The organism is Paraburkholderia sp. SSBN10T (assembly GCF_056619545.1).
Genome location: NZ_JBWQQI010000046.1, coordinates 1 through 10,067, shown reverse-complemented (window position 1 = coordinate 10,067; position 10,067 = coordinate 1). Strand labels below are relative to the sequence as shown.

General features: G+C 59.0%; 12 protein-coding genes, 1 tRNA gene and 2 pseudogenes. 4 read left to right on the top strand and 11 right to left on the bottom strand.

Annotation, left to right across the window (positions count from 1 at the left end; genetic code table 11):
* Window positions 1-275 precede the first annotated feature (275 nt).
* Both AC1ECK_RS36450 and AC1ECK_RS36445 read right to left on the bottom strand, forming a co-directional pair.
* Window positions 276-719 (bottom strand): cupin domain-containing protein, encoded by a 444-nt coding sequence (locus AC1ECK_RS36450; protein WP_480328126.1) that lies wholly within the window; start codon window positions 717-719, stop codon window positions 276-278.
* 490 nt (window positions 720-1,209) lie between these two features.
* Window positions 1,210-2,046, bottom strand: a complete 837-nt coding sequence (locus tag AC1ECK_RS36445) for an AraC family transcriptional regulator (protein ID WP_480328124.1) — start codon at window positions 2,044-2,046, stop codon at window positions 1,210-1,212.
* A 152-nt stretch (window positions 2,047-2,198) separates the two neighbouring features.
* Here AC1ECK_RS36445 and AC1ECK_RS36440 point away from each other — a divergent pair, with 152 nt between their 5' ends.
* A complete protein-coding gene (locus AC1ECK_RS36440) occupies window positions 2,199-2,849 on the top strand; it encodes a glutathione S-transferase family protein (protein WP_480328122.1) in 651 nt (216 codons plus the stop codon).
* A 214-nt stretch (window positions 2,850-3,063) separates the two neighbouring features.
* On the opposite strand, the gene fliE is transcribed toward AC1ECK_RS36440, so the two are convergent.
* Window positions 3,064-3,402: a flagellar hook-basal body complex protein FliE gene (fliE, locus tag AC1ECK_RS36435; RefSeq protein WP_480328120.1), complete on the bottom strand. Its 339-nt coding sequence runs from the start codon at window positions 3,400-3,402 to the stop codon at window positions 3,064-3,066.
* A 539-nt stretch (window positions 3,403-3,941) separates the two neighbouring features.
* Here fliE and AC1ECK_RS36430 point away from each other — a divergent pair.
* Window positions 3,942-4,697: an SDR family oxidoreductase gene (locus AC1ECK_RS36430; protein WP_480328117.1), complete on the top strand. Its 756-nt coding sequence runs from the start codon at window positions 3,942-3,944 to the stop codon at window positions 4,695-4,697.
* 39 nt (window positions 4,698-4,736) lie between these two features.
* Here AC1ECK_RS36430 and AC1ECK_RS36425 read toward each other — a convergent pair whose 3' ends face one another.
* The 4 genes from AC1ECK_RS36425 to AC1ECK_RS36410 form a co-directional block, all read right to left on the bottom strand.
* Entirely contained in the window at window positions 4,737-5,360 is a 624-nt protein-coding gene (locus AC1ECK_RS36425; RefSeq protein ID WP_480328113.1) for a DUF3363 domain-containing protein, read from the bottom strand.
* 228 nt (window positions 5,361-5,588) lie between these two features.
* The gene (locus AC1ECK_RS36420; protein ID WP_480328111.1) at window positions 5,589-5,825 is read right to left on the bottom strand and encodes a hypothetical protein; all 237 of its coding nucleotides are present in this window, start codon (window positions 5,823-5,825) and stop codon (window positions 5,589-5,591) included.
* A 2-nt stretch (window positions 5,826-5,827) separates the two neighbouring features.
* On the bottom strand, window positions 5,828-6,031 hold the full coding sequence (locus tag AC1ECK_RS36415) for a hypothetical protein (RefSeq protein WP_480328109.1): 204 nt from the start codon (window positions 6,029-6,031) through the stop codon (window positions 5,828-5,830).
* Window positions 6,032-6,234: 203 nt separating this feature from the next.
* Entirely contained in the window at window positions 6,235-7,215 is a 981-nt protein-coding gene (locus tag AC1ECK_RS36410) for an alpha/beta hydrolase (protein WP_480328107.1), read from the bottom strand.
* Between the two features lie 69 nt (window positions 7,216-7,284).
* Between AC1ECK_RS36410 and AC1ECK_RS36405 the strand changes: the two genes are divergently transcribed.
* Window positions 7,285-8,001 carry a TetR/AcrR family transcriptional regulator gene (locus AC1ECK_RS36405; protein WP_480328105.1) on the top strand — a complete coding sequence of 239 codons (717 nt, stop codon included), beginning with the start codon at window positions 7,285-7,287 and terminating at the stop codon, window positions 7,999-8,001.
* Window positions 8,002-8,118: 117 nt separating this feature from the next.
* On the opposite strand, the pseudogene AC1ECK_RS36400 reads toward AC1ECK_RS36405, so the two are convergent.
* Window positions 8,119-8,580 (bottom strand): annotated as a pseudogene (locus tag AC1ECK_RS36400) (DUF3363 domain-containing protein); the annotation flags it as partial.
* A gap of 33 nt (window positions 8,581-8,613) precedes the next feature.
* On the opposite strand from AC1ECK_RS36400, the gene AC1ECK_RS36395 reads away from it, so the two are divergent.
* Window positions 8,614-8,736 carry a hypothetical protein gene (locus AC1ECK_RS36395; protein ID WP_480328103.1) on the top strand — a complete coding sequence of 41 codons (123 nt, stop codon included), beginning with the start codon at window positions 8,614-8,616 and terminating at the stop codon, window positions 8,734-8,736.
* Between the two features lie 139 nt (window positions 8,737-8,875).
* Here the strand turns inward: AC1ECK_RS36395 and AC1ECK_RS36390 are convergent, their stop codons facing one another.
* The 3 genes and pseudogenes from AC1ECK_RS36390 to AC1ECK_RS36380 all read right to left on the bottom strand — a co-directional run bounded on the left by AC1ECK_RS36390 (window position 8,876) and on the right by AC1ECK_RS36380 (window position 9,690).
* Window positions 8,876-9,265, bottom strand: a complete 390-nt coding sequence (locus tag AC1ECK_RS36390; RefSeq protein ID WP_480328128.1) for a helix-turn-helix transcriptional regulator — start codon at window positions 9,263-9,265, stop codon at window positions 8,876-8,878.
* 18 nt (window positions 9,266-9,283) lie between these two features.
* Window positions 9,284-9,637 (bottom strand): annotated as a pseudogene (locus tag AC1ECK_RS36385) (hypothetical protein); the annotation flags it as partial.
* Window positions 9,592-9,690: transfer RNA gene (locus AC1ECK_RS36380), tRNA-Sec, on the bottom strand. The pseudogene AC1ECK_RS36385 and the gene AC1ECK_RS36380, both read right to left, overlap by 46 nt.
* Window positions 9,691-10,067 lie beyond the last annotated feature (377 nt).

Genomic DNA, 10,067 nt, shown 5'->3' with positions numbered 1-10,067 from the left:
AGACCAGTCATCTACCGACGATCGGACATTTGAACATCGGTTTCGTCCAGACAACGGATCTTCGTGCTCGAATCATGTCCGACCGGTCATCGGCCGTTGCGGTCAATAGCGCCACATTAGATTGCAGCTCGTCGAATGACTGCTCTCGGAAAAAACGGAGGACCGATGTTGACCCGAAGCGGTCAGATGAGATTTCCGAAAGCCGACGTTCAACGCCTAGGTTCAGGGACTCCCGCGAAGCGGGACGGACTATCGATATTGAGGACGATCGTTCTTCATTGTGGTGGCGCTGGCACGAGCCCGTACCTGGACATGACATCGATAAGTTTCTCGCGGTCGGGCGGTCCGCCAGCGTTTATGATTGCTCCGACATCACGAAAATACTGAGCACCAATGTCGGGAGTAAGGACGATCAATGCGCGGGCTGTGCCATTGTGCGGATTGCTAAAATGATGGACCGATCCGCGTGCGGTGAACATCCATTCTCCTGGTGTCAAGTCTCGGACTATCCCATCGACCGAGTACCGAAGCATGCCTTCCAGGACGTAGACGCATTCTTCGTTACGTGTATGGCTGTGTGGTGGCGGAACTTGCGAGTTAGGGGGCACGGTCAACTCAAAAACACCCATCCCGCCTGTCGCAGTTCCATCTATCAGGTACTGAATGCTCAATTGACCAACGTTGATTGGTTCGTGCGCCGCCGCGCCGCTGAGAGTCATTTTCAAACTCCTTTTGATTGAGGATTCTCGTCAATCCGCCAACGTTATGGACGAGGGACGCACCGCTTGCGGCGCGTCTGGCGACGGAACGGGACTCCGTTCAACTTGGATTATGCGCCTCTCAGGAGCGTATCTTGTCCAAGAGCGGCGACAGGCCAGTATTGGCGAACCCGGAAGTTTGGCCAACGCCCGCCAGTCACCTGCCCTATCTCGACGCGAACTTCCCTTGTCATCCCCTCTCGGATGCTCGCGACTTCTGATCGAACGGCTGGTACCGGAAAGGAGCTCGATAGCGATAGGCTCAGAGCACCCCTGATTGGATATCGTTGATGCAGTGAAGTTAGTCACCGAGCAACGGCGAGGTAGCAGCTTGCCGCGATTTTGCAAGTTAGCGGAGCGGTCAGGGACATCAGACGTACAGAGGACCGACGATTAGCTAACAATACACGCTCGAAAGCGCGGAGTAGTTTGGGATTTCTATCCGCAGCACTCACGATAAGGTTTGAAGTTGCAATGGAACACCCCTAACGGCCATTGGCGAGAAGCCGAAACGTTTCTTGAATCGAACCGAAAAGCGTGATGCCGATTCGTAGCCGACTTGATAGGCAATTTCCGAAATTGGGCGGTCTGTTACCTGCAAGAGCGTCAGTGCCGTCGTCATGCGCACATCGATCAGAATATCGTTGAAAGACTGTCCCTGATCCGCAAGCCGGCGCCTGAAGGTCGCTTCGCTCATGGCAAGAGATTGCGCCAGATCTCTTGAAACCCACGTCTTTTCCGGCGCGGCTCCGATCATGAGACGCACCTTCCTTTGCAGATCGGACGGTATCTCCGCATTGAAGATCAACCCCGTATGTGCAAGCCAAGCCATCAGTTCCTGCATCCGGTGCTCTGCAACGATGTCAGGAATACGGTCGGGCGTGACAATGGTTTGTACGGCACGCTCGAACGATTGCGCGAATTCGTCGCCCAAGTTTTTTAGAGCAGCAACGTTTTTCAGTTTCTTGTGATTAGGAAAAACCCTCTCCAATCTCGACAGGATCAAATTTGCGCAGACGATCCAGGTGGATTCAAACTCTCCACGTTCTGTTTCGTTTTGAACATCGCAAGTCGTACCCGGTGCAATCGCCACAGCGTCGCCGGGTAATAAGAGTATCTTCTGGCCGCTGACCTTGACTGTTTTTCGTCCGCGTCTGAGCAAGATGAGCGCCGGATGATCGGTGACGAAGGTGTGGACGAGCAAATCATTTCGTTGACGAACCGAGGCCGTCAAGCCTACGTTGTGTCTCGACCAGACCATCCGTTGAATTCGGGTTTCAGCGTTCATATGCAGCCGGTGTATGAGTCTAGACGATCCATTCGAGGGCATGAATCACTTTGATCGGATCAGCATATCAGGTGATTGTATCGGCACATATAGGGAGAGGCATCTGATCTATTCTGGTTCCGAACCGTGAACAACGAAGTCGGAGAAAATTGATGATTCTGTATGCCTCGCCGCTAGCTTGCTCGGGCGCAGCTAACATGGTCCTGCTTGAGCTTGACATCCCCTATGAACTTAAGTTCGTCGATGTCTACGCACAACCGCACGTGCTGATCGAAGATGGGACACCCTTTGCCGACGTGAATCCCAAGAATGCAGTTCCGGCGCTCAGGCTGGATTCTGGTGAATTGCTGACCGAAATCGGCGTCATCCTTCAGTACATCGTCGAGCTGAAACCCGAATCCGAATTGCTCCCAAAAGCAGGCACCTTGGCGCGCTATCGCGTGATGGAGTGGTTGAGCTACGTGGGCTCCGATGTACACAAAACTATCGGACCATTGTTCCATCCGCATATGCCAGATGCTGCGAAAGAGATACACAAACAGAACCTCAACCGCAGGCTGACCTACATCGAACAGAGGTTGACGCATCAATCATATTTGACGGGTGAGACCTTCACGGTGGCCGATGCTTACCTGTTCGTGATGGTCGGGTGGGATCCCTATTTCAAATTCGACCTGACACCGTATCCAAATCTCATTGGGTTTCAGGAAAGAGTGGCATCTAGACCGTCATTTGCGAATTATCTTCAGATCATTGACCCGGTTCTTAAGCGGATGAATCTTCCGGTATTCCCCAATCGATAGCGATAAGGCGCAAAGCAAGGTGGTGTCGATGGGCTTTTGAAGCCTGGACAAGCCTCACCGTCAAGCGTCGCTATCCATGTGTGCTCGGCGAAGCGAAGATGAAAAGGCATTGCTGCATTGAGGAAATGCATCGCCCGGTCACGCGTTACCGGGGCGTCGATTTGATATTCCGTTCTCGGCTCGATTGGAAACCGAGTCGAGAACTCCCCTCGCGCTACAACGGGGTCTGCATGATGTCCGTGTACGCGCTTACGAGTCTGTTGCGGATTTGCAGGGAGCGCTGGAATTGGATGTTGACTTTCGCGCCATCAATCACCAGGTCGTTGAGCGAGACGTTTGGCGCACCTAGTTCAAACGCCCGTGCCTCACCGCCTACCAACTTCTGCTTGGCGCTGATCTCCTTGAGCGACTGTTGTAGCGCCTCTGCGAAGCTAACTGGGCTGGCATTGGCCGAAACAACGGTCGACGAGTCAGGTGTTCCTGCATTTGCGGCTTCGTTAGCCATCGTGCGCATCTGCTGCAAAGCAGACGCGATCGGATCTACCGGTACCATCGTTATCTCCCGAGCGCGTCGAAGTGCGCGAAAATTGAAGAATTAGCTTACAAAATCCGCACATGTGCGAGCTGCGGTCGTCTGGAAACGCGCTCCAGACAATCGCAGATTTGCCGGCGTTGCGGTATCGGTCAAATGTCCGATACCGCAGAGAGGTCGCAGACGGGTCTATCTCACATACCCACCGCGTTTTGACCGTTAGTTTGAAGGCCCTCCGATAAAAAACCCGTGCCGTCCGGGCGGGTTGACGATTGGGGGCCGCACGGCTAAGCTCGCTTTCGCAGCCAGCTTCATGGCCTTGCCGCAGGCGTTATCGTCATCCAACGCGCCCAAACCGAGTGGGCCTCAGCAGAGGGAACTCGGAACACAGGCGCCACGGTAATGCCCTCATCATTTCATTTCTTTGGCTGATCCCCGCTACCAAACACGCGTGACATGGCTTTGCCAAGCGCGCGTGTTTGTCGAGATTCCCCACAGCCAGAAGTCATGAGAGCCACCGTGGCCTTTCCCCTGAACAACCTGACGGAAAGGCAACAACCATGAAGATAACTGGAAACACCATTCTGATCACGGGCGGCACCAGCGGCATCGGCCGCGCGCTCGCCGAAGCATTCCATGACCGCGGCAACCGCGTCATCGTCACCGGGCGACGTCAAACGATGCTCGACAAAATCACAGCGAGCCGTCCGGGTATCGTCGGCTTGCCGCTGGACCTCGGCGACCCGGCTTCGCTGGCCCGCCTCGAGAACAACGTTCACGCCAGATTTCCCGAACTCAATGTGCTCATCGCCAACGCCGGCATTTCGCGGCCAGAGGACGTAACCGCAGATCGCTGGGACGGCGCCGACGCCGAGGCGATCATCGAAACCAACATCCTGGGCGTGCTGCGCGCGACAGTGGCTTTCCTGCCGCTGCTGAAAGAACAGCCGAACGCGACGATCATAGCGACCAGCTCGGCTCTGGCATTCCTGCCCCTTGCCAGCTTCCCAACCTACTGCGCGAGCAAAGCCTTTTTGCATTCCTGGCTTACGTCGCTGCGTCATCAACTCCACAAAATCCCTGTGGAAGTGCTGGAGCTTTCGCCACCCTATGTGCAAACCGAACTGACCGGCGCCCAGCAGGCTGCCGATCCTCGCGCCATGCCAATCGGTGATTACATTGGACAGGTGATGCAAATGCTCGAACATGGTGATCATCCCCGAGGGGAGATTCTGCTTGAGCGCGATCATGCTCGGCGATGGGCCGACCGGGATGGCACATACGATGCCATCTTTGCCACCATGAATCCGAAATGACGAGCGGCTGCCAGGCTTAAGTGGCCGCCTAGAGGGCGGTCACCGCGTCGTCGTCCGGTTCCCGGGATGGCTGCCTCCACACACCATCGCGGCGAGTTGCTGACTCAGCCGTTGTTTGATCACCGGCTTCCACCGCACCAGGCTGAATGCCTTGCCGTCACCGAGCACGGCGTAGCGCCCGCCAAGCATGGCGCTGCACCGGTAGATGCCGACCACACGTTCTGTCCGTCGGCTAGCCACCCAACTTCTGACCATCATGCCCCGGGCGTGCATTTGTGCGAACGGCAGCTTAATGGGCAACAACGCGTTCTGGAAGCAGTTGTTGCGAAGGATGTCGCCATAGCTGGGCGCGATCACGCAGCGCACCCCGATCCCCTTGAGCGCCCACACCGCTCCCTCGCGCGACGAGCCGCAGCCGAAGTTTTCACCCGCCAGCAGGACGGGCGCACCATGAAAGCGCGGATCGTTGAGCACGCAGTCCGGGTTGCTGCTGCCGTCCGCGCGCCGGCGAATCGCTTCAAATGCGTAGGGTCCGAGTTCGTCTTTGCCGAGTGTGGTCAATCGGTTGCCGGTGGTGTCGCAGGTATAGGAGTGAGGCAGCGAATTAGGATCGAACTGCTTCCCCAGGTTGTCTTCGATGACGGTCTGAATGTGTGCGGCCATGCTGAAGACCCCGATTGAGGGCGGCTGTGTTGCCTCACGGGGCGATCACGACATACGAAAAAATCCCGCCGAAGCGGGACAAGTTGCCACAGGGGTAATGCTTGATTCAGTGCGGCATCTCTTCGTTCAACTTGCTCCCGTGGCCATCGAAAATGTAGTGGCTGAACCAGCGCTTTTCGCCATCCTCGCGCGTGCCATACGTCCACATGACGCAGGAGCCATGGACCATCAGCGGCAGGCAGCCGTGCGCGTCGACGCGCTTCGTGATCGACTCGACGAAGTCGGCCGCGCCGATCGGCGCACCATCTCGTCACCCCGGCCGTATCGGGAGCCGATATGGCCGCTAACAGTGCCGGGCCCGGCGGCTCCTGCCAGCGTGTCCGCTTCGTCAATCAGGCGCTCAATGACGGCGTCGCGCTGACGCAGCATGTTTTCGATGCTTATGCTTTTGACCAGTTCGTTCATGGTTACGCCTTTTTTTGTTTGATTTCAGCGATTTGCGGGTTTCGCGAAACTGCAGCTACACCATGAAGCACGATATCGACGCGGACGCCCGTAGCTTCGGCAAGACACTGCGTAGCAGTTACTGCAACAGAATGAATCAGGGTCGACGTAGGGACCTCAGCGCGTTCGAGGGCGCGGATTTTCTCGATCTGGTCTTTTGAGAGCATTCGGCTTCATCTCGCAGCTTGCGATTGAATTCTTGTAGATACGACAGGATGGGAATCGCCTCGTACTGTGATGTGTTCAAAGCGTCCACCATACGAGCCTCAAAGGTCTCGCAGATAACACACCCTGTACCCTTTTCGCGGATTCGGGTCGCCGACCCGGCTTGACATTTCCACCAACGTGTCGAGGGTAGGCTTGGCCGACTTCACGCGTCAGCCGGGATGTCCTGCCTGTCGTGCAGGAACTGGGCAATACGCAAGTTCGCCGCATCGGCCAGTTCACCGGTAAGCGAGTTGAAACCGTGGACTCCGCCCGGGTAAACGGCCAGCTCCGATTCATTGCCGGCCGCCTGCCAGCGCATGTGCATGAACAGGGTGTCGTCAACGAGCGGATCGAGCGTCCCGACCGAGAACAGCGCCGGCGGCAAGCCGGCCAGGTCGGCGTACAAGGGGGAAAGCGCAGGATCGGTGGGGTCGACGCCCCCGCGAAACGTCGCCGAGAACGTTTCGAGACCAGCGCGATCGACGAACGGCGTCCCGGTTGCCCGGCGCATGCTAGGACTCAACGAAAGGTCGAAGCAGCCGAATGTCAGGTTGGCCGCCGCGAACGCCTGGACTTCCCCCGTGTCACGCAGGCGAAGCAGCGTTGCCGCCGAGAGGTGCGCGCCGGCCGATTCCCCGCCGATCGCCAACCACGAAGCGCCGAACCTCGCCTGTGCATGGTCGATCAGCCAGCGTGCCGCAGCCACACAGTCATCGATCGCGGCTGGAAATACATGCTCGGGCGCCAGGCGGTAGTCAACTGCCACTGAGACGAGTCCCGCTTCGCGGCCGATCAATTCGAGCTGTTCATCCAGCATGTCGTTGGTGCCGAGCATCCATCCGCCGCCATGGATGTGCAGATAGGCGCCGCGGACCACGTCCGGCACGAGCACCCGCAAGGCCATCTCACCCGCGGGCCCGGGGATCGTCATCGACCGCGCACGCGGCGACTTGGCCAATGCCGGCAGTCCCAGCCGTCCCTGGGCATAGGCATCGCGCATGCCGGGCAGATCCGCCGGCAGGGAAAGCACCTCTAGGGTCTGCGCCAGTTTTTCGTTGACGGCGCGCGTGTCGGCCGAAATCACCTCAGGGCGGAACAGGTCGCGAAGCGAGCGGGTGGACGTCAAATGTTTGAGCGTGGTCACGTGCAATCTCCTTGGATATATATCACAATGGTGATTCCATTATTACTTCGACACCAAGGAATTGCAACAGTGAACGTTGTGATAAATAACAGAAGCCGCGGCCGCCCCCGAGCGTTCAAGCGCGACGCAGCGCTCGAACGCGCAATGGAGGTGTTCTGGGCCCTGGGGTTCGAGGGGGCCTCGATCCCGGCACTGACCGAAGCCATGGGGATCTCCGCGCAGAGCCTCTATGCGGCGTTCGGCTCCAAGGACGCGCTTTATCGAGAGGCGATCGAACGCTACCGAAGCACGATCGGCGGCTTCGCGGCACGTGCCTTGGACGAAGAAGCGGACGCGCTGGAGGCGGTGGCGCGGCTGCTGCGCGACGCGGCCACGACCTTCTCACACAACGCGGCGACGCCCGGCTGCATGATCACCACGGCTCCCGCCGGCGTGTCGGAGACACCTCTGACGCTGCTGGGACGGCAGTTGAGAGCCGCGAGCGTGCAGCGCGTGGCCGAGCGGCTCGAACGTGGCGTACGCGACGGCCAGGTGCGCCGCGATATCGACTGCCTGGCCTGGGCTCACTACGTCGCAAGCGTCGTGCAGGGCCTGTCGGTACAGGCGCGCGATACGGTGCCCGCAGAGGCGCTGCTTTCTACCGTTGACATCGCCACGGAATCACTGGGCGCGCTCCGTCCAGCCACGGTGCCTCGCACTCATACGGGCAACCAGCCCGAGCGTACCCGTCGAGAAAAGTCGATTCTTCAACGGAATACACTCAAGCCAGTCATTGAGCGAGGATAGGTTCACATCGCCTTCAACCGGAATCCTGGCCCGAGGAACCGTCCATCAGGTGGCCCTGGATCCGGAATCGTACGCGTATGCGCTTGCGGCGACATTGGCGATGCGGCATCCAGCTCTTCAGGTAATCGACACGCCTCGCTGCCGTCCTATGTCCCACGGCACCCCACCGCCATGCACCGTTGCGGCGATCTGCTGCCTCAGACGCTGTTCGATCACCGGCTTCCACGGCACTAGCGAGAACGTCATGCCGTCATCGAGCATCGCGTAGCGTCCGCTAGCGAGCATGACGAGCCGCCGGTAGATGCCGGCCACACGCTGCCCACGATGCTCGGCCAAACCCTGCTCGACCAGGAAGTCAGCTCGCTCTCGTAGCACGCCTTTGACCTCAGCGCCAAAGCCCAGATCGCGCAGCCCTTGCGCCGCTACAGATCAACTGCTGGTCGAGCCAGGTGGCGCCGATCACGCGGGCCTGCCGCTCGATCGACAGGTGCGCAATTCCACCCCCACCACCACACCGCCGCCGAGACGCTGAGCGTCGTACTGGCGGCCACGCTCGGCTAGGCCGAGGCGACATTGCCAGCGAAGCAACGACCGGCGGATGGCACAGGTTGGATGCCCACCGCATTCCAGACCGGCCATGACGCCGAGCCGGCGGGCGTGCCAAAGGCAGCGGACGAAACGGATGCGCCGGAAGATGCCGCCAGCGAGGACGAAGCGCACGCGCTGGCCGCGTGAAGTAGCCCCATAGCCCCGGCGCACGCCAGAGATTCCTTTTCATCCAGAACGGTACGGCTGGGTTGTTGGGCTGTGGGGTCGATAATAGCGTGGCGAAACGCCCTTCACACGCTTGAACATCCTGGCAAAGTCGGTTTCGTCAGCCGACAGACCGCGGTGTACGGCCAAAGATTCTTTTGAAGGTATGAGAAAAGGTGCTTTGCGAGCTGTAGCCGACTGCGGTCGCAACCACCGCGACGGTCTGGCCCGCGCTAAGCTTTCGCTGCGCCAGAACCATGCGCCAGCGCGTGAGGTAGTCGAGCGGCGGGCGGCCGACACGGTCGACGAAGCGCTGCGTGAAGGCCGAGCGTGACATGCCGGTCTCCGATGCCAGCATCGGCACCGTCCAACGGCGCGCAACATCACCGTGCAACAGTGTGAGTGCTTTGCCGATCCGTGGGTCCGCCAGCGCGGTGATCCAGTCGACACTGGTTGTCGGACTAGTGGCCACGAAAGCACGGACCGCCGCGACGACGAGGATTTCCGCCAACCGTTCGATGACGAGCGAACCGCCTACTTCCGCGCTCCTGACCTCCGTCCTAAGGGCTTTCAGCGTCCTTGCGACAGCCTCGACGGCGGACGAGATCGGGTCGACACGCAGGAACGTGGGGAGCGCGTCCAGAACGAGGCGCTGCCATCCGCAAAGCCGCTGCCGCCGCCCATCAAAGCCATCTCGTCCCCAGCGCCGAGGCGCACCATGTCGTGTTCTGGCGAAGCATAGAGCGGCATGCCGTCGATCGGTTCGACCGCCGGATTGCTGGCCATCGTGTAGCGCGTGTTGCTGATAAGGACGACATCGCCTTCCTCGAGCGCTTTTGGCAGAAGGCAACCGGAGTCGAACCAACCAGAGAGTGTCTGACACCCCCTACCGGGTTTGAAGCCCAGCCGCTACGTTAATACAATCAATAGCCTGCCTGAAAATACGTTCCGCAATTTCGCGAAAAATGGCGTGGCGAAAGCCATACCCAGCAAGGGTCGAGGAAATTTTGCGGAACGAAACCCGCACATGGAATAGCCCCACTGGGTCAGCCTCGCGGTCCCAGCTATAGACGATCAACGCCTGCCGCTGCGTTCGGCGATCACGGTGGCGTCGGCATATTGATACGACGCAAGATCCGTGCACGCTTTGACGATTCGTTGCAATCCATTGGACAGCTCCATGCTACGTATACCCGCCTCAGACCGATCTGGAGGTGTGGCGCATGTCGATGGGATTGCATATTGCATGGGCGGCGGTTGCCCATGTCGTTTAACTCACTATTTGTTCCGCTGGATATCGGCGCATGGGAATG